Origin of the sequence: Allobosea sp. 67-29 (assembly GCF_001898115.1) — a bacterium.
GTDB lineage: Bacteria > Pseudomonadota > Alphaproteobacteria > Rhizobiales > Beijerinckiaceae > Allobosea.
Window position 1 is genome coordinate 83,418 of sequence record NZ_MKSQ01000014.1, and the last position, 17,204, is coordinate 100,621.

The 17,204-nt window shown below is 69.0% G+C and carries 17 protein-coding genes and 1 pseudogene; 2 read left to right on the top strand and 16 right to left on the bottom strand.

Annotated features, from left to right (window positions below; genetic code table 11):
- Positions 1-21: 21 nt before the first annotated feature.
- Positions 22-648 (bottom strand): Vgb family protein, encoded by a 627-nt coding sequence (locus tag BGO20_RS11660; RefSeq protein ID WP_291663857.1) that lies wholly within the window; start codon positions 646-648, stop codon positions 22-24.
- Positions 649-686: 38 nt separating this feature from the next.
- Positions 687-1,907, bottom strand: coding sequence for a helix-turn-helix domain-containing protein (locus BGO20_RS11665; RefSeq protein WP_291663856.1), 1,221 nt, complete (start codon positions 1,905-1,907; stop codon positions 687-689).
- Between the two features lie 124 nt (positions 1,908-2,031).
- On the opposite strand from BGO20_RS11665, the gene BGO20_RS11670 reads away from it, so the two are divergent.
- Positions 2,032-2,823 carry a DUF899 domain-containing protein gene (locus BGO20_RS11670; protein WP_291663855.1) on the top strand — a complete coding sequence of 264 codons (792 nt, stop codon included), beginning with the start codon at positions 2,032-2,034 and terminating at the stop codon, positions 2,821-2,823.
- A 72-nt stretch (positions 2,824-2,895) separates the two neighbouring features.
- Here BGO20_RS11670 and BGO20_RS11675 read toward each other — a convergent pair whose 3' ends face one another.
- The 10 genes from BGO20_RS11675 to BGO20_RS11720 form a co-directional block, all read right to left on the bottom strand.
- The gene (locus tag BGO20_RS11675; protein WP_291663854.1) at positions 2,896-3,621 is read right to left on the bottom strand and encodes an aspartate/glutamate racemase family protein; all 726 of its coding nucleotides are present in this window, start codon (positions 3,619-3,621) and stop codon (positions 2,896-2,898) included.
- The gene (locus tag BGO20_RS11680) at positions 3,618-4,757 is read right to left on the bottom strand and encodes a saccharopine dehydrogenase family protein (RefSeq protein WP_291663853.1); all 1,140 of its coding nucleotides are present in this window, start codon (positions 4,755-4,757) and stop codon (positions 3,618-3,620) included. Before BGO20_RS11680 ends, BGO20_RS11675 begins: the two co-directional genes overlap by 4 nt.
- On the bottom strand, positions 4,750-5,529 hold the full coding sequence (locus BGO20_RS11685; protein ID WP_291663852.1) for an amino acid ABC transporter ATP-binding protein: 780 nt from the start codon (positions 5,527-5,529) through the stop codon (positions 4,750-4,752). Before BGO20_RS11685 ends, BGO20_RS11680 begins: the two co-directional genes overlap by 8 nt.
- A gap of 14 nt (positions 5,530-5,543) precedes the next feature.
- The gene (locus tag BGO20_RS11690) at positions 5,544-6,206 is read right to left on the bottom strand and encodes an amino acid ABC transporter permease (protein ID WP_291663851.1); all 663 of its coding nucleotides are present in this window, start codon (positions 6,204-6,206) and stop codon (positions 5,544-5,546) included.
- A 47-nt stretch (positions 6,207-6,253) separates the two neighbouring features.
- Positions 6,254-7,081, bottom strand: a complete 828-nt coding sequence (locus tag BGO20_RS11695) for a transporter substrate-binding domain-containing protein (protein ID WP_291663850.1) — start codon at positions 7,079-7,081, stop codon at positions 6,254-6,256.
- Between the two features lie 111 nt (positions 7,082-7,192).
- Complete coding sequence (gene dapA / locus BGO20_RS11700) at positions 7,193-8,113, bottom strand: 4-hydroxy-tetrahydrodipicolinate synthase (RefSeq protein ID WP_291663849.1); 921 nt, start codon at positions 8,111-8,113, stop codon at positions 7,193-7,195.
- 20 nt (positions 8,114-8,133) lie between these two features.
- Entirely contained in the window at positions 8,134-9,531 is a 1,398-nt protein-coding gene (locus BGO20_RS11705; protein ID WP_291663963.1) for an aldehyde dehydrogenase family protein, read from the bottom strand.
- Positions 9,532-9,544: 13 nt separating this feature from the next.
- On the bottom strand, positions 9,545-10,834 hold the full coding sequence (locus BGO20_RS11710) for an FAD-dependent oxidoreductase (RefSeq protein ID WP_291663848.1): 1,290 nt from the start codon (positions 10,832-10,834) through the stop codon (positions 9,545-9,547).
- On the bottom strand, positions 10,827-11,090 hold the full coding sequence (locus BGO20_RS11715; RefSeq protein WP_291663847.1) for a (2Fe-2S)-binding protein: 264 nt from the start codon (positions 11,088-11,090) through the stop codon (positions 10,827-10,829). Before BGO20_RS11715 ends, BGO20_RS11710 begins: the two co-directional genes overlap by 8 nt.
- On the bottom strand, positions 11,087-12,244 hold the full coding sequence (locus tag BGO20_RS11720; protein ID WP_291663846.1) for an NAD(P)/FAD-dependent oxidoreductase: 1,158 nt from the start codon (positions 12,242-12,244) through the stop codon (positions 11,087-11,089). Before BGO20_RS11720 ends, BGO20_RS11715 begins: the two co-directional genes overlap by 4 nt.
- Positions 12,245-12,402: 158 nt before the next feature.
- Between BGO20_RS11720 and BGO20_RS11725 the strand changes: the two genes are divergently transcribed.
- A complete protein-coding gene (locus tag BGO20_RS11725; RefSeq protein WP_291663845.1) occupies positions 12,403-13,329 on the top strand; it encodes a LysR family transcriptional regulator in 927 nt (308 codons plus the stop codon).
- Between the two features lie 12 nt (positions 13,330-13,341).
- Here the strand turns inward: BGO20_RS11725 and BGO20_RS11730 are convergent, their stop codons facing one another.
- From BGO20_RS11730 to BGO20_RS11745, 4 genes and pseudogenes are all read right to left on the bottom strand, one after another.
- The gene (locus BGO20_RS11730; protein WP_291663844.1) at positions 13,342-13,878 is read right to left on the bottom strand and encodes a chromate transporter; all 537 of its coding nucleotides are present in this window, start codon (positions 13,876-13,878) and stop codon (positions 13,342-13,344) included.
- A gap of 9 nt (positions 13,879-13,887) precedes the next feature.
- A complete protein-coding gene (locus tag BGO20_RS11735) occupies positions 13,888-14,436 on the bottom strand; it encodes a chromate transporter (protein ID WP_291663843.1) in 549 nt (182 codons plus the stop codon).
- A 337-nt stretch (positions 14,437-14,773) separates the two neighbouring features.
- Positions 14,774-15,565, bottom strand: a pseudogene (locus tag BGO20_RS11740) (endonuclease/exonuclease/phosphatase family protein); the annotation flags it as partial.
- An 84-nt stretch (positions 15,566-15,649) separates the two neighbouring features.
- Complete coding sequence (locus tag BGO20_RS11745) at positions 15,650-17,104, bottom strand: phospholipase D-like domain-containing protein (protein ID WP_291663842.1); 1,455 nt, start codon at positions 17,102-17,104, stop codon at positions 15,650-15,652.
- Positions 17,105-17,204: the final 100 nt, after the last annotated feature.

The window sequence follows — 17,204 nt, forward strand, 5'->3', positions numbered from 1 at the left end:
GTCGACCGCCGCCTCGGCCGGCTAGCGCCGGCTCACGGCGCGCACCACGCCGCTCTTGCCTCCGCCGCAATAAAAGCGTCCGTCGCGGTCGGCTTCCAGGCCGGAGATGAAGGTGCCTTCGGGCATGTGCAGGCTTTCGAGCACTTCCCCTGTCGCGGGATCGATCCGCCGGAGCTCGCTCTCGTCGTTCTCCCAGGTCGCATGCCACAATTCGCCATCCGCCCAGGTTACGCCGGTGACGAAGCGGTTGGACTGCAGGGTGCGCAGCACCTTGCCGGTCTCCGGGTCGACCTGGTGAATCTGGCGTTCCCGGTAGTGGCCGACCCAGAGCGAGCCCTCGGCCCAGGCGAGGCCGGAATCGGCGCCGCCGGCAGGTGCGGGGATCGTCGAAAGCACACGTCCGTTTTCGGGGTCGATCTTCTGGATGCGATCTTCGGCGATCTGGTAGAGATGCCGGCCGTCGAAGGCGGTTCCGGCATGGGCCGGAACATCCAGGCTGCGCAGGGTCTTGCCGCTGTCCGGGTCGAGCGCGTTCAGCCTGTCGCCGGACGCGAACCAGACGTTTTTGCCGTCGTGGCCGACACCGTGTATCGCCTCCACGCCGGGGAAGGGGCCGTATTCACGAAGGATCGTCGCTGTCCTGGTCATTGCATGAACTCCTATGATCGTGGGGACCGAGACAGGGTCTAGCCATCCGACGGCGGAGCCGGGAGTAACAAGCTTGTCGGGAAACCGGGCACCGGCGGCGTCAGCCAGCGCCGCGCCCGGGCCTTGCCGAAGGACTGGATCCGGCCGGCGGCGGCCAGCGCTTCGAGCATGCGCTGCGTGTTGCGCTGGCTGGTGTCGAGCGCCAACGCCAGCGCAGAGCTCGACCAAGCCTCGCCGTCGGCGAGCAGGGCGAGCACATCCGCATGCGGCTCTTCCAGCGGCTGGGCCAGGACCACCACTGCGTCCGCGCGGTGCGGCTTCAGGACGAAGCCTCGCCTGGTCGCGTCGATCCGCGCCAGGCCCTGCAACGCGGCGCGCAGCCGCCCGATCTCCACGCGCAGGCGGGCACGATGCGATTCATCGGCCTCCTTGGCGCGGAAGGCGCGCGTGAGCAGCGTCTGGCGCGAAGCATCCTCCGGCCAGGCTTCCGCCAGGCACCGTGCCAGGGCGAAAAGGACCGGCCGCGTGGCGAGCGGGACGGCCGTGCCCGCCTGCCGCACGACGTTGCGGCAGGAGTCGATGATGAAGTCCTGCGAGGCGAGGAGCGCCGCGACCTCGGCGAGGTCGAGCGAGCGCCGGATGCCCCCGCTGATGAACTGCGCTGCCGGAGCCTCCAGGATCTGCGCGGCTGCCTCGACCTCCGCCGCGAGGGCGGCAATGCCGGCGCGCCGGGCCGCTTCCCCTGCGCGGGCAAAGGCCGCCCGGGCTGGTTCGGGTTGCAGCCGCCGGAGCGCGATGCCGCCGATGGCGAGGGCACGCGCGGCCTCAAGCGCCGGTGGCAGCGGCGCGGAGGTGAAGCCGGCGAGAAGCTTCTCCGCCTCGCCGAGCCGGCCGATCAGGAGCAGGCGCCGGATCGCGAGCGTGCGCGCATGGGCGGCATTGACGCGGTCGCCATGCGCTTCCAGCGTCGCCCGCGCCGCATCGAGCGCCTTCGGCGGCCAGCCGAGATCGCGGGAGACCAGGGCGATTTCCGCCTCGGCGACGATACAGCGGGCACGCGCGACCGGTTCGCGCAGGCCGAAGCTCCGGCCGGCCCGCTTGAGCAGTGCCTTGGCCCTGGCCAGGTCGCCGAGCTGCGCCATCGCGATGCCGCGTAGCGCAAGGGCAGGCGCGTCCTCGCGCAGCGCGACGCGGTTGAGCGCGCCGAACGGGTCTCCGGCTGCCAGGGCGCGCCCGGCCGCAGTGATCAGCGAATCCATCTCGGCGCTCCGAATCCCGCCAAACTTGTCACTCCCGCCCCAGGCCGTGCCGGACCTACTCCTGCCGGCGACGTCGCATCGCGAAACGGCGGGCGGCGAAAGTCAACCGACAGGAGCAAGCATCATGACGGCTCATCTCACCGGCACCCGCGAGGACTGGCTGAAGGCCCGCCTCGATCTCCTGGCCGCGGAGAAGGCCCTGACGAGGCAGAGCGACGCGGTCGCCCGGCAGCGCCAGGCCTTGCCTTGGGTCAAGGTCGACAAGGCCTATCGCTTCGTCACCGAGGCCGGGCCCGCGAAACTGGAGGACCTGTTCGCCGGCCGTTCCCAGCTTCTGGTCTATCACTTCATGTTTGGGGCGGATTTCAGTGCCGGCTGCCCCTCCTGCTCGCTGATCGCGGATGGGTTCGACGGCATCCACGTCCATCTCGCCAACCATGACGTCGCGCTGACCGCCGTCTCCCTGGCGCCTCTCGACAAGCTCGTCGCCTTCAAGCGGAGAATGGGCTGGAGTTTTCCCTGGGCCTCGTCAGCGACGAGCAGCTTCAACTTCGACTTCAACACCTCCTTCACCGAGGAGCAGGAGAGGCAGGGAGCGATCGACTACAACTTCCGCCGCGAGCCGCAGATGGACTGGAGCGGCAACGGCTTCGTGGCCGGGCTCGCAGCGCAAAGCGGCACGGACCCGGCCGGCTACATGCGCGAGCGTCCAGGCATGAGCGCCTTCGTCATGGAGGGCGGCGCGGTCTATCACACATATTCGAGCTATGGGCGCGGTGTGGATGCGATCTGGAGCGTCTATCCCTGGCTCGACCGTGCACCGAAGGGCCGCAACGAAAGCGAGGGCATCTGGTGGCGTCATCGTGACGCCTATGAAGCGCCGCCCGCGATCATGCCGTCGTCCTGCTGTTGCTGAGGACGGCAGGAGCTGTCGCGTCGGCCGCGGCGCTCCCTCCGGGATCAGAGGAGCTGCCCGGCCTCGGGCTGCTCAGCGATAGCTTCGCGGTGCAAGCCCGCGCGCGAACCATTCGATGAAACCGATGATGTCGAAGACGGGCCGCCCGGTCGCAGCCGCGATCGCCGCCGAATGCGGCGGCAGATTGGTGCATTCGCAGAGGATCGCGCCGACATCGGGATGGCGCTCGACCAGTCTGCGGGCTGCCGCCACGACCTCGCTCTCGAGCGCCTCGACATCGGAGTCGCCGCCCTGGTTGCCGTAGACCCGGCGGAACAGGCTCTCCGGCGGCAGCCCCTCGACCGGCGTATCGGCGCGCACGCCGACGGCTGCGAGATGGCGCGTCGTCAGCGCCTCGGCCGCGAAGGTCAGGATGCCGACCTGCTGCCCTCGCGGCAGCATCGCTTCGATCAGCGGCGCTTGCAGCAGGCTGCTGGTCGCCACCGGGACGGGCAGGGCTGCGGCCAGTTCCTTCTGGAGTAGGGCCAGGAAGCCGCAGCTCGTGGTGATGCCCCGGACGCCGCAGCCGATGAGATCATGCGCAGCGGCGATGAACGGCTCGAGGAATGCCTCCGGTCTTCCATGGACGATGGCCGCGGGGTCGGCACCGCGCACCACCCTGAACTGCACGGGGAAGGGCCAGCTGCGGCCGTTGCCGATATCGCCGGGCAATCGGCGGAAATGCGTATCGAGCATCAGCACCCCGATGCTGAGATCGCCGACCACGCCACTTGTCGAAGGAAACTCGGTGCCGGTCATCGCGACACCTCCTGCAGGGGCGGAGAGACTGCGGGTTCCGCCGGCTCGAAGAACCAGGCGAGGAAGCGGCTATCCTGCAGGAGCGCCGGCGGAATGTCCTCCTGCGCGAGCAGGCCCGGCTTGCCGATGATGCCGAGGCGCAGCAGGTCGAGCACCGCCGCCACGTGGGAGGCGGCGGTTCGCCGCATCGCGCCGATCGAGGTGCCGCCGACCGCCAGAGGTTCGACCACGCGCAGGAAATGCGCCGCCTCACCCTTGCCGGGCAAGGCGGTGATCGAGACGAGAAGGCGGTCGTCGGCGATTTCCGGCAGGGCGTTGAGAAAGAGATTTCGCAGCAGATAGACGCGGTCGCGCAGTTTCAGCTCGTCGAGCAGGAACACCATCTGGGCGGCATGTCCTGGATAGCGGATCGTCTGCGACACCAGGTTCCCGACCGTCCCCGCGAGGCGGCGGCGCAGCGTGGCCGGGATGACGCCGGAGACGAAGACCTCGTAGTCCCGCCCCTCGATCTCCAGGGGGCTGACACCCGACAGCGGCGCGAGCTCGGCCTCCTGGCCTTCGATCAAGGCAAGCGAGGCGCGGGTATATTCGCGCAAGGTCGCGTCGACATCCCAGATCAGCCCGTAGCCGAGGCAGCCCGACGGCGTCGGCGGCAGTGCGCCGATGCGCACCGCGATATCCGGCTTGCCCTCGCAACGCGCCGCGAGGTCCAGCACCAGCCCGGAGACCAGCCCCGGCGAGATGCCGCACTGCGGGACGAAGCATCCCGAGGCAACCCGCGCTTCGCTGCGCACCGCCTCCAGGGCGGTGCCATCGTCGCCGAGGTCGAGATAGTGGCAGCCGTTGCGCCGGGCGGCGGCCGCCACCATGGGCGTCGCCGAGGCCGGCAGGGCCGCTACCACGGCGTCCACCCCCGTTAGAAGTCGGTCGAAGGCGGTGGCATCGGCGGGATCGGCCTCGAGGAACGGCAGGCCGAGTGCTCCGGCCCTGCGACAGCCGGGCTCGGTCGGATCGGCCAGCAGGATCTCGAATTCCGGGGTCTCGCGCAGGAGCAACGCCAGCGCGATGCCGATCCGGCCGGCACCGGCGATGACGACCCTGAACGGCCGGCCGGCGGTCTCACGCGGTTCAGCCATGGAAGCGCGCGAGGAAGGTCTTGAGGCGATCGTTGTCGGGGTTGTGCAGGATGCGCTCGGGGCTGCCTTGCTCGGCGATGCGGCCGGCCTCCATGAACACGACGCGGTCCGAAACGTCCGCGGCGAAGGAGATTTCGTGCGTGACGAGGACCATGGTCATGCCCTGCTCGGCGAGGCCGCGCACCACGCCGAGCACCTCGCCGACGAGTTCAGGGTCCAGCGCGCTGGTGATCTCGTCGAGCAGCAGCGCGTCGGGCTGCATGGCGAGCGCCCGGGCGATGGCGACGCGCTGCTTCTGGCCGCCCGAGAGCTGGTCCGGCCGCGCGTCGCGCTTTTCGGCCAGCCCGACCTTGGCGATGTAGTCCATCGCGATGTCGACGGCCTCGCCCCGCGGCTTGCGCTGTACGGTGATCGGCCCCTCGATCACGTTCTCCAGCACGTTCATGTGCGGGAACAGGTTGAAGTGCTGGAACACCATGCCGACATGGCGGCGCAGTTCACCAAGGCCGAGCATATCGCCCGCGCCGCGGAACTTCGGCCCGACGCGGCGGCCGCGGAAGCTGATCTCGCCGGCGTCCGGCACCTCCAGCATGTTCATGCAGCGGATGAAGGTCGACTTGCCCGAGCCCGAGGGGCCGATGATCGCGACCACTTCGCCGCTCGTCAGGGAGAGGTCGATGCCGTGCAGCACGGTCATGGCACCGAAGCGCTTGACGATGCCGCGGGCCTCGAGAACTGTCTCGCGCGCAGACTGTGGGGGGACGGAGGTCATGGAATGCTCCTCGCTCAATGGCCGTTGCGCGTGCGGCTCTCGACGATGTCGGCGAACTTCGTGATCGGGAACAGGATGGCGAAGTAGAGCACCGCCAACACGGTGTAGGATTCAAGCGGGCGGTAGGTCTGCCCGTTGACGATGCTGGCCATGTAGGTGAGTTCGGCCACCGAGATCACCGAGATCAGCGAGGTGTTCTTGAACTGGGTCACCGACTGGTTGATGAAGGCCGGCATCATCCGGCGGATCGCCTGCGGCAGCACGATGCGGCGCATCACCTGCCAGTTCGACATGCCGATCGCCGAGCCCGCCTCCGATTGCCCCTTGTCGATCGAGACGATGCCGCCGCGGAAGACTTCCGCGTAGAAGGCCGCGGCATAGAGCGAAAGCGTGATCAGCGCGGCGGCCCAGTTGGCGAGGTCGAAGCCGAGCAGCAACGGCAGGGCGTAGTAGATCCACAGCAGCTGCACGAGCAGCGGCGTGCAGCGGAACAGCTCCTGGAAGCCCTGCGCCAGCCAGTTCAGCGGCCCGATGCCGGAAAGCCGCGCGAAGCACAGGAGCAGCCCGAGGACCAGCCCGACGGCGATGGAGGCCACCGTGTAGACGATGGTGATCCAGGCGCCCCAGAGGAACAGGTCGCTCGCCTGGAGGATCGGGGCGAAGCTCCATGTGTACATGTCATTCCAGCCTTTCGTGAAAGCGGCCCTTGCGGGCCGCCTTTGCCTTAACCGCCGAAGCCGAAGCCTTCGGGCATGTCGTCGAGCGTGATGCCGAAGGGCGCCAGGCTGTTCACGATCCAGGTCTGGTTGTTGCCGATGCGGCGGTTGTATTCGGCCCAGGCCGAGATGAAGGCGCGCGACTTCTCGTCGGCCTTCCAGTTCATGGCCACGACCGACGGGGTCGACAGCACCGGCGAGGGCACCATCACCTTGCCGATGCCGCTCGCCTTCTTGCTCATCACGAGGCCGTTCAGCATGGTGTTGACGAGGCCGTCGGCCTTGCCACTGACAACGGCCACGATGGCCTCGTCGCGGGACTTGAACCGCAGCATCTTGGCCTTGGGCAGGTATTGCTGGGAGATCAGGTCCTGCGAGGAGCCGAGATCGACCGCGAAGGTGTATTTCGGATCGTTGAGCTCGGCCCAGCTCAGCTTCGAGAGCTCCGGCTTGGGCGAGACGATGATGAAGCTGTTGAAATAGGTCGGCGCCGAGAACGCCACCGACAGCGCGCGCTGCGGCGTTGCTGTCACGCCCAGCGCGAGATCCACCTTGCCGCTCTGCACGTCGAGGATGGAATTCGGCCAACTCGACTCGACCACCTCCAGCTTGACGCCGAGCGTCTTGGCGATGTCGCGGGCCATCTCGATGGCGAAGCCGCGCCATTCGCCGGAGCGCGGATCCTTGTTGAAATACGGATCCTCGTTGATGATCCCGGGAATGCGGAGCACGCCGCGCGAGCGAATGGCCTCGATGGTGTCCTCGGCCCGGGCCGAGGCCTGAAGCGCCAGCAATCCCAGGCTGGCTGCGCAGATGGCGCGAATGATCGATTTCATGAGCTTTCCACTCCGTTCCCTTGCCGATGTCGTTCGGTCTTGCGCTGGTGGTGAGACGGCATGAGCCTAGGCGACGCACTTGCGCGGACAATGCGAGAGTAGGGCGCCTTCCTACCGGTTTTCTTGTAGGTGGGCCCGGCCTTCGAAGGCTTGCAGGCTGGCTTCCAGAGCCTTGCGGTTCTCCGGGCGCAAGGCGGCGAGCGGCGCGCGCAGCTCCGGGCCGATGCGTCCGGTTCGCGCCAGGGCCGTCTTGACCGGCACCGGGTTGCTCTCGATGAAGAGGTGCCCGACAAGGTCGAACAGGGACTCGTGGATGCGGCGGGCTTCGCGCGGATCACCCGCGAACCAGGCCCGGCACAGCGCGACGACCTCCGCCGGCAACAGGTTGGAAGCCACGCTCGTGACGCCGTCGGCTCCCATGGCGAGGAACGGCAAGGTCAGGCCGTCATCGCCGGAATGGATGATGAAATCCGGGCCGAGCGCCAGCCGCAGTTCGGTGACGCGCTCGACCCTGCCGCCGGCTTCCTTGATGCCGACGATGTTGGGGTGCGCGGCGGCAAGCCGGGCAGCCGTGGCCGGCGCGATCTCGACGCCGGCGCGTCCCGGCACGCTGTAGAGCATGATCGGCAGCTCGACCGAGTCGGCTATGGCCGAGAAATGGTCGAACAGCCCGTCCTGCGACGGCTTGTTGTAGTAGGGCGTCACCAGCAGGAGGCCTTCCGCACCCGCGGCTTTGGCCCGTTCGGCCTTGGCGATGGCGAGCCGCGTCGCGTTCGAGCCGGCGCCGGCCATGACGAAGGCGCGCCCGGCGGCGGCCTGGACGGTGGTTCGGATCACCGCCTCGGCTTCGTCGTCGCTCAGCGTCGCGGCCTCGCCGGTGGTGCCGACCGGCACGAGCCCGGCGATGCCGGCTGCGATCTGTGCCTCGATCAGCTGCTCGAGCGCGGGGACGTCGACAGCCCCGCCGCGGAAGGGGGTGACCAAGGCGGTGAACACGCCCGTCAGGCGCCGGCGCAATGTGGGATCGGTCATCGGATTGGCTCCTTGCGTCGTCAGTCGATGACGACTTTGGTTTCGCTCATTTCGCGCAGGGTCATGTGGATGCCCTCGCGGCCGAGCCCGCTCGACTTGATGCCGCCGAACGGCACGTTCTCCGCCCGGAAATCCGGCCCTTCGTTGATCATCACCCCGCCGACGCGCAGTCGGCGGCCGACGCGCTTGACCAATGCGTGATCGTTGGTGAAGAGCCCGGCCTGCAGCCCGTAGGTGCCGGCATTGATCTCCGCGATCACCGCCTCGGGGTCGTCGAAGCGGCGCACCGCGAGCACCGGCCCGAAGGTCTCGGAACGGACGAGTTCCGTGCCGGCCGGAACGGCATCGAGCAGCGTCGGGGCGAACTGGGTGCCGTTGCGGCCGCCGCCCGCCACGATCCGGGCACCGTCCGAGACGGCGAGCTTCACCCGCCGTTCGACCTCCGCCGCCGCCGGCTCGTCGATCACGGTGCCCATGATCGTCGCGTCGTCGGCGGGGTCGCCGGTCGTGACCTCGGCGATCCGAGCCGCGATGCGCTCGATCATCGTCTCGCGGATGGCATCGTGCAGATAGAGCCGCTTCACCGCGGCGCAGCTCTGACCGGCGATCTCGAAGCGATGCGTGATCGCAACCTCGGCGGCGCGGTCGAGATCGGCGTCGGGCATCACGATGAGCGGATCGTTGCCGCCGAGCTCCATCAGGCAGCGGACGAGGCCGGAGGCATTCTTGAGCGCCAGCCCGGCCGCGGGCCCACCCGTGAAGCTGAGCAGATCGATGTCGCCGCTGGCGATCATCGCCGCGACATCGGCGCCGCCATGGACGATGCCGAACAGGCCGTCCGGGAAGCCGATCTCCTCCGCCAGCTCGGCGAGGCGCTGCGCGGCGAGCGGCGCCTTGGGCGAGGGTTTGGCGACGACGGCGTTGCCGGCCGCGATGGCGGGGCCGAGCTTGTGGCAGAGGAGGTTGAGCGGATAGTTGAACGGCGTGACCGCTCCGACGACGCCGGCTGGCTCATGGGTGACGATGGCCTGCTTGTCCGGTGCGCCCGGCACAATGGCGGTCGGCAGCACCTCGCCGTGCAGCACGGTCACCGCGTCGCCGCTCAGCCGCAGCGTGTTGCGGGCGCGGCGGACCTCGTTGCGCGCCTCGGTGATCGTCTTGCCGACCTCGGCGCAGATCGTCCGGGCCATCGCTTCGGCTTCGTCGCCAAGCCGATCGGCAAGGCGGTGCAGCAGGTCCTTGCGCTCTGCCGGGGTGCTGAAGCGGAAGGATGCCCAGGCCTTGCGTGCCCGGCGCAGCGCATCGGCCACCGCGACCTCGTCGGCCAGTCGGACCTTGCCGACGATGGACCCGTCGAAGGGATTGACGACCTCGACCAGAGAGGCGGCAGTCGCCCGGGCGGGCTTGGCGAGAGACATGGTCACGGTAACGTCACTCCGTTTCATCGGCGGTGAGGCGCGCGAGCGCCGCGACCGAAACCGGTCGCAGGGGCCAGCGCGGGGAAGATGTGGCCGGCAGGGGTTGCGCCCTCAGAGCCTCGATCATCGGGCCGCAGAGGCGCCCCTGGCAGGCGCCGAGGCCGAAGCGACCCATCAGCCGGATCTCGCGGGCGGAGGCGTCTTCCGCGAGCGCCGCCAGATCGGCATAGCTGCGGCCCTCGCAACGACAGATCAGCGTCTCGGGGCTTGGCGCGACCCGCGCGCTGTGGAGGGCTTCGGCAAGCGCCGCTTGGAAGTCGCGGGCCCGTTGCAGCGGTCGTTCGAGCGAAGCGGCTCCGGCCGTGCTGGCGTGGCCGAGGCGCGCCAGCACCTGCAGGGCGGCCCGCCGGCCATCGAGGATCGCGGCATCGGCGCCGAGAGCTTCGCGCCCGTCGCCGGCCTGCAGGACCGGCACCGCTGCCTCCGGTGCCGGCAAAGGAATCCCCGTCCGGTTCGGCACGATGCCGTCGTGAATCAGGAGATGCCTGACATGCAGGCTCTGCTCGCTCGTGCCGATGCGGCACGCGACCTTGAGCCCGTCGCCATCCGGCTCGGCTCGCAGGGCAGAGGCGCCGCAGCGGTAGGGCACGCGATGGGCTGCGAGCACCGCCGCGTAGGAAGCAGCCTCGCCCGTCGGCCCTCCCGAGAGGATCAGGCGCGCCAGGGCTCCCGGTGCGCGCCACGGCCTGCCGCGCTCCAGCACGGCGACCGGCGGATTGCCGGCCCTGGCGAGCTGGGCGGCCAAGGCCGGCAGCAAGGGGCCGCTGCCGGCGATCAGGACCGGGCCTGCCGGCGGACGGCCGGTTTCCTTGAGCAGGACCTGCGCGCCGCCAACCGTCATCACACCGGGCAGCTCCCATCCCGGGAAGGGGCGGATCGTCTCGATCGCGCCGACGGCAATGATCGCGGCCCGGGGCCGGCGCGCAAGAACACGCTCGGAGCGACGATCCTCGAACAGGAAGCGGCCTTCGCCATCGACGCCGAGGAACACGGTCTGCGTCCGGATATCGATCCGCTCGGCCGCGGCGCCGAGCCGCGCGGTCAACGCAGCCCAGTTGCGGCGATGCCGCGCGGGACGCCAGACGGGGCTCTCGGCACCGGACGCCGTTTGGCGGTGAATGGCGCCACCGAGGCGATCGCGCTGCTCGATCAGGAGGACGCGCAGGCCCGCTTCCACCAGGGTCGCGGCCGCGCTCGCTCCGGCCGGGCCGCCGCCGACGACGAGGATAGGCACCTCAGCCATGGTCGGCCCCGATCCAGGGCAGCGGGCCGAGCCGGAGGCCGTCGCGTGCGGGTGTCAGGCAGGCCTCGACCGGCGCGGCGCCGGCGACGGTGACGACGCAGCCCTGGCAGGCGCCGATTCCGCAGAACACGCGCCCGCCCGGTCCATCGTCGGGCCGGCCGAGATCGACGATTCCCGCCCTTAGCAACGCCGCGGCAATCGTCTCGCCGGGCTCGAAGGCGATCGGTACTCCGTTCCAGAACAAATGGCTGCTCATGCATGGACCTCGGCACGCAGGAAGCGCTCTGGAGCGAGAGCCGACAGATCGACGTCGGGGTTCTGGCCGAGGAGCAGGCGGGCCGCGCTGGCGCCCATCAGCGGGCCGAGGCAGATGCCATCCCCCTCGAAGCCCGTCGCGACGACCAGCCCGTCATGCCGTGGATGTGGCCCGACGATCGGCAGCCCGTCGCGCGAGGCGGTCCTGACTCCGGCGAAGCTGCGCAGCACGCGGCGCTGGGCGAGCGGCGGATAGAGATCGAGCGCCTCGCGCAGGATCGCGGCGATGGTCGAGGCGTCGGTCGTGTGATCGCTGCGATGGTCCTCGCGACTGCCGCCGATCAGGAACTGGCCCGTCATCAGAGGGTCGATCACCAGCCCGATATGACCGTTGTCGCGAACGATTCCACGCTTGGCCGCCAGATAGGACGCCGCCATCAGATGGCCGTCGATCGCGGGGCCGGCGCTGCCGGCGCGGTCGGTCACCACCATCTGTCCCTTGCGCGGGATCAGAATGTCGCCGAGGCCGAGCAGCGGCGCGGAACCGATGCCGGCCGCGACCAGCACCGCGTCGGCCGCAAGCAGGTCGTCCCGCACTGCGACGCCAGCGACGCGCCCGGCCTGCGTGACGATCTCGGATGCCGGCGCGCTCCTGCGGATATCGACACTGGTTCCGCGCAGGAGGCGTTCGGTGATCTCGTAGCCGAGCGCATGCCCGTCATCGGGAATTTCGAGCGCTGCGCAGACGCTGGCGCCCAGGCCGGGGACGCGTTCGAGCAGCGTCGCGCGGTCCACCTCGAAGACGCGCTCGCCCGCCCTGGCGAGATCTGCGCCGTGCTGCGCGACGAGATCGGCTTCGACCGCCGTCCGCGCGACGAGGAAGGTCGAGCGGCGATGGAACAGGCCGCGGAACAGCCCCTCCCGCTCACAGCGCGCGTAGAAGGCGCGCGCATGGCGGGCGAGATCCATCATCGGCCCCGGCCGCTTGCTGGCGACCGAGACCGCCCCGTCGGAGGCACCGGTTGCGCCGCCCGCCGGCCCGGACGCGTCGAGCAGCGTTACGCGGGCACCGGCGGCGGCCAGGAAATGGGCCGCCGAGGCGCCCACGATCCCGGCACCGATCACGGCGACATGTATGGAGGTGGAAGAGGCCATGCGGCGGCGGGTTGTCCCAGCGAGCGATGGCCAGAACCTCCCCGGCTTCACGGGGCGGGTCGATGCAAATGATCCGCCTCGACTTGCCACATTGTTTGCAAGTGGCGGAGCCTGCGCTGTTGTAGGTAGGAATGACGGGCCTGCCGGCGGAAGGGACCATGCGCGAAGCCAATCTGACGCTCATCCAGACGTTCTTCATCGTCGCGCGCGACGGCTCCTATTCGGCTGCCGCGCGCAAGCTCGGCATGAGCTATCAATCGGCGGCCAATCATGTGCGCCGGCTCGAGCAATTGCTCGCCGAGCGGCTGGTGGTGTCGGAGCAGGGCGCCAAGACCGTGTCCCTGACGCCCCGCGGCCGCAGTCTCTACAAGCTGCTGTTGCCCGAGCTGGACACCGTGCTGACCCGGCTCGACCGCACCCTCCAGAAGGAGCGGCCGGTGCTGCGCGTCGGGTTGCCGCAGGCGATCTTCTTCTATCTGATGCCGCCGATCCTCGCCCGCTTCCGCGAACTCTTTCCGCAGGTCGAAATCATCGCCTTCGAGCGCGACACCGCCCTGCCGGAGATGATCCGCGACGGTAGTCTCGACCTGTGCATCACCGAGCGCTACTTCGGCGATCCCAACGTGCCGCAGCATCTCGTCTGCACCTATCGGCCGGCTCTGGTCTTCCCCCGCGAATGGGGCACGCCGCCTCCGGGGGACATCAGGTCATGGGTCCGGGGACGGCCTTTCGTGACCTATGAGCCCGGCCAGCTCCTGCGCAACCTGGCCACCGACTATCTTCGGCCGGGCGAGGACGAGATGGAGATTGCGATCTCGACCTCGGGAAGTTCGAGCGTGAAGCGCTGCGTCGAGGCGGGGCTCGGCTATGCGATCATTCCCGCCTGGTGCATCGACGGCACCGAGACGACGGTCACCGCCGTCGACTTGCCGGAACTTCCGGAGATCCCGATTTATTTCGGCGAGGCCAGTTTTCTCGCGAGAAACCCCTATGTCGTCGCCCTCCGCCAGCTCTGCGCCGGATTGATCCCGGCGGGCGGCGTCAAGCGGGCAACGGCGGACCCGGGCATCGCAGATCCCCGCTAGCTCTCGAAGGAATCAGACGAGCGCGGCCATGTGCAGCAGCACGAAGCAGCTGGCGCCTCCGCCGATCAGCAGCAGCGGGTTGACCGGCGTGGCCATCAGCAGGGCCGTCGAGGCCAGGGCCAATCCGCGGCCGATCCAGCCGCTGTCGAGCGCGTTGATCAGCACATAGCTCGCGGCGAGGATCATGCCGGCGGCGACCGGGCGAAGACCCTTCTCCAGGGCCTTCAGCAACCGCGCGCCTTCGAAGCGCGACCAGATGTGAGCGACGCCGTAGATCAGGAGCGCGGTCGGGCCGAAGATGCCGATCGTCGCCGCCAGCGCGCCCCAGAAGCCGGCGATCCGCCAGCCGATCAATGTCGCCAGCAGAGAGCCAGGGCCCGGCGCCAGCCGCGAGATGGCGAAGGCGTCGACGAATTGGGTGGCGCTCATCCAGCCATGGACGTCGACGATCTGACGATGCATGTCCGCGACGGCGCTTTGCCCGCCGCCGATCGTGACGAGCGAGAGCGGCAGGAACACGGCGAGGATGCTGAGGGCTATGGCGGGCATCGATGCCGATCAACCTCGATGGTAGGTGACGGCGACGCTGAGCGAGCCGGCGACGAGCACGGTCCAGATCAGCGGCCATTGCAGGATGGCGACCGCGACGAAGGTCGCCGCCATGATCGCGAGCGGGAAGACCTGCCGTGGGACGCGCCGCGCGGCGGTCAGCCCCATCGACAGCGACAGGCCGATCGCCGCACAGGCCGCCCCCGCCAGCGCCACATGTGTGAGTTCGAAGCCTGCAAGCGAGGTGAAGACGCTGCTGATCAGCATGATCACCAGGGCGGCGGGAACGACGATGCCGAGCCAGGAGGCGATGGCGCCGTTGCGGCCTCTGAGCTTGTAGCCGATCCAGATCGCCATGTTGGTGACGTTCACCCCCGGCAGTGCCTGGGCGATGGAAAGCCCGTTGAGGAAATCCTCCTCGCTCATCAGCCGGCGTCGTTGCACGAATTCCCGGAGCATCCAGCCGCTCAGGCCGCCGCCGAAGCTCGTCAGCCCGATGCGGGCGAAGATCAGGAAGAGCTGCAGCGCGCTCGGGCGCTCTGGCGGCGAAACCGGCATGTCAAGCTCGCACGGCAAGCGATTCGGAATTCTGCACAATGCCGGCTTCGCCGGAGTTGGCCAGCATCGCAACGCATGCGCGTCATGAGCCTATGGCGGCCGTTTCCGCAGCGCGGGCCTTTCAGGAACGCGGCCCGGATTGCCGCCGCCCGAGGGTGCGGCTGACGGCGCGCTTCAGCCGCGCGCCCGCCTGTCGGACAAGCTCGCCGTTGCGCTGTTCGGGTCCGGCAGCCGGCAGGGGCAGCGGCCGTTCGGAAAGGCCGTCTTGCCCGGCGGCATGATGGATGGCGGCATCGGTATCCTGGGCCGCAGGAAGGCTCAGAGCCGGCAGGCTCGGATCGACATAGGCCTTGATCGGCAGGTGGTCCGAGGCGGTCCGCGCCAGTGGCGTGTCGTGCACTTCGACGTCCGAGAGGATTTCGGGTCGGTTGGCGATGATCCGGTCGAGAGCCAGCAGCGGCAGCCCCGAGGGAAAGCTCGGCACCGGTACCGGCAACGTGTGAAAGGCCGGGACGAGTTCGTTGAGCGAGGAGCGTTCGCCGAGGCGCCATTCGTTGAGGTCGCCGAGGAGCAGGGTGGGGCGTTCCTCGCGGCTTTGCATGATCTCGATCAGCCGGCGCGCCTGTTGCGAGCGGGAACGACGCAGCAGGCCGAGATGGGCGGCGACGATCCTGAGTGCCGCCCCGTCTTCCAGATCGAGATCGACGACGAGGGCGCCCCGCGGTTCCAGCCCGGGCAAGGTCACCTGATGCACGTCCCGCACCACTCCACGCCGGAACAGCACGACGTTGCCGTGCCAGCCATGAGCCCGCGTGGCGTTGCCGAGCGGGACGGGAAGCAGGCCCGTCTCCTGCTCCAGCCAGGCGAGGTCGAGCAGTCCGTGGCGTTCGCCGAAGCGCTTGTCGGCTTCCTGCAGGGCGACGACATCGGCCCCGATCTCGGCGATGACGCGGGCGATCCGCTCCGGGTCGAAGCGCCCGTCCACACCGACGCATTTATGGACGTTGTAGGAGGCCACCAGCGTGCCGGAGGAGCCCGCTGCCCTTTCGGAGGCGGTCTTTGGCCTGCTTCTGCGCTGGCGAAGCGAGGAGATGATGCTCGCCGGCAGGCTCGGGCTCTTCTTGTGCATCGCTGCGCCAGCCTGTGTCGGCTCGGAATCGAATCGGCGGACCGGCACTATACCGCCGAAATCGCCCTCTCCGCCCAGGCCGCATCAGAGATAGGGTGAGCCGAGCCAGATGAGCCGGTCCATCAGACGCAGGAGATAAGGCCGTGCGCGCAGCCCGGCAAGCGTGACCTCCGTCGCGGTCGCGATCACCGTACCGATCCGGGCGTCGATGCCGCCGGCGAAATCGCGGTCCAGAACCTCGATGTCGATCTCGAAATTCAGCCTGAGCGAGCGCGGATCCAGGTTGGAGGAGCCGACATAGGCCCAGCATTCGTCGACGACGAAGAGCTTGGAGTGGTCGAAGGGGCCGGATGCGCGCCAGATGCGGCAATAGTTCTTGAGAATCTGGTCGAATTGCGCCGTCATCGCCCGATCGACCAGCACGAGGTTGTTGACCGAGGGCACGACGATGTCGATCGCGACGCCTCGCCGGGCCGCCGTCACCAGCGCGCTGATGAGTTCCTGATCCGGCAGGAAATAGGGCGACATGATCTTGACCGAGCGGCGGGCGACCGACAGCGCTCCGGTCAAGATCTTGTGATTGTTCTCGAGGCAGGCGTCGGGACCGGATGGCACCACGCGCATCAGGACGTCCGGGCCGGGGGCGACCGGCGTGCGGATCGCCCAGGCCTCGCCTTCCAGCGTCTCGCCGGCCGTGAAGCGCCAATCCTCCGCCGCCACGGCGAAGAGATCGGCCACGACCGGGCCCGTGACCTGGAAATGCGTGTCGTGGGCGGAGGCCTCGCCTGCGAACTCCGCGGTGAAGCCTTGCCGGATGTTCATCCCGCCCATGAAGGCGACCGTTCCGTCGACGACGATGATCTTCCGGTGGGTCCGCAGATTGGCGTAGGGCAGCCGGAGGCCCATGATGATGTTGCCGTTGAAGACCTGCACGTCGAGGCCTCCCGCGCTGAGATAGCCCGCCATGCTCGGCACCGAATAGCGGGCGCCGACGGCGTCGATCAGTACGCGCACGGCGACGCCGCGCTGCTGTGCCGCGATCAGCGCGTCGGCGATGCGCAGGCCGAGCGGGTCGCGATCGAAGATATAGGTTTCGAGGATCACGCTGCGTTGCGCGGCAGCGATGGCCGCGAGCATCGCGGCATAGGCCTCGTCGCCCGTATGCAGCGTCTCGATGCGGTTGCCCGTGGTCAGCGGATGGCGCACGACCCGGTCGCCCAGGGTTTTCAGCGCGGCGAAGCGCTGTCCGAACAGCCGGACGACCTCTTCGTCACCGATACGGACGGGCCTGCCTGAATCGGCTCCCGCGCGATGTCCGGGGCGTTGCGCCAGGATGGCGGTTCGGCGGATGCGGTTGATCCCGGCGATCGCATAGAGCAGGGCGCCCACGATCGGGGACAGGATGATGACGCCGGCCCAGCCGATGGCGCCGCGCACCTCGTCCTTCGTCATCACCGCATGGGCGGCGGCGACCACCGCCATCACCACGGAGATGACGGCGATGATATGCGGCCAATAGGCTGAGAGAATCCCCCACATGCCATGAGGTTAGTCGTTGGGCGCGGCGGCCGCCATGCCCGGGCTTGGCTGGGGGCCTGGAATGCGCGGTCTCCTCCGCCGGGTCGGAGTGTCGATACCG

Excerpts from the sequence above, each read along its gene's own strand:
- BGO20_RS11660 (WP_291663857.1), bottom strand. The coding sequence starts at position 648 with ATGACCAGGACAGCGACGATCCTTCGTGAATACGGCCCCTTCCCCGGC.
- BGO20_RS11665 (WP_291663856.1), bottom strand. The coding sequence starts at position 1,907 with ATGGATTCGCTGATCACTGCGGCCGGGCGCGCCCTGGCAGCCGGAGAC.
- BGO20_RS11670 (WP_291663855.1), top strand. The coding sequence starts at position 2,032 with ATGACGGCTCATCTCACCGGCACCCGCGAGGACTGGCTGAAGGCCCGC.
- BGO20_RS11675 (WP_291663854.1), bottom strand. The coding sequence starts at position 3,621 with ATGACCGGCACCGAGTTTCCTTCGACAAGTGGCGTGGTCGGCGATCTC.
- BGO20_RS11680 (WP_291663853.1), bottom strand. The coding sequence starts at position 4,757 with ATGGCTGAACCGCGTGAGACCGCCGGCCGGCCGTTCAGGGTCGTCATC.
- BGO20_RS11685 (WP_291663852.1), bottom strand. The coding sequence starts at position 5,529 with ATGACCTCCGTCCCCCCACAGTCTGCGCGCGAGACAGTTCTCGAGGCC.
- BGO20_RS11690 (WP_291663851.1), bottom strand. The coding sequence starts at position 6,206 with ATGTACACATGGAGCTTCGCCCCGATCCTCCAGGCGAGCGACCTGTTC.
- BGO20_RS11695 (WP_291663850.1), bottom strand. The coding sequence starts at position 7,081 with ATGAAATCGATCATTCGCGCCATCTGCGCAGCCAGCCTGGGATTGCTG.
- dapA (WP_291663849.1), bottom strand. The coding sequence starts at position 8,113 with ATGACCGATCCCACATTGCGCCGGCGCCTGACGGGCGTGTTCACCGCC.
- BGO20_RS11705 (WP_291663963.1), bottom strand. The coding sequence starts at position 9,531 with ATGTCTCTCGCCAAGCCCGCCCGGGCGACTGCCGCCTCTCTGGTCGAG.
- BGO20_RS11710 (WP_291663848.1), bottom strand. The coding sequence starts at position 10,834 with ATGGCTGAGGTGCCTATCCTCGTCGTCGGCGGCGGCCCGGCCGGAGCG.
- BGO20_RS11715 (WP_291663847.1), bottom strand. The coding sequence starts at position 11,090 with ATGAGCAGCCATTTGTTCTGGAACGGAGTACCGATCGCCTTCGAGCCC.
- BGO20_RS11720 (WP_291663846.1), bottom strand. The coding sequence starts at position 12,244 with ATGGCCTCTTCCACCTCCATACATGTCGCCGTGATCGGTGCCGGGATC.
- BGO20_RS11725 (WP_291663845.1), top strand. The coding sequence starts at position 12,403 with ATGCGCGAAGCCAATCTGACGCTCATCCAGACGTTCTTCATCGTCGCG.
- BGO20_RS11730 (WP_291663844.1), bottom strand. The coding sequence starts at position 13,878 with ATGCCCGCCATAGCCCTCAGCATCCTCGCCGTGTTCCTGCCGCTCTCG.
- BGO20_RS11735 (WP_291663843.1), bottom strand. The coding sequence starts at position 14,436 with ATGCCGGTTTCGCCGCCAGAGCGCCCGAGCGCGCTGCAGCTCTTCCTG.
- BGO20_RS11745 (WP_291663842.1), bottom strand. The coding sequence starts at position 17,104 with ATGTGGGGGATTCTCTCAGCCTATTGGCCGCATATCATCGCCGTCATC.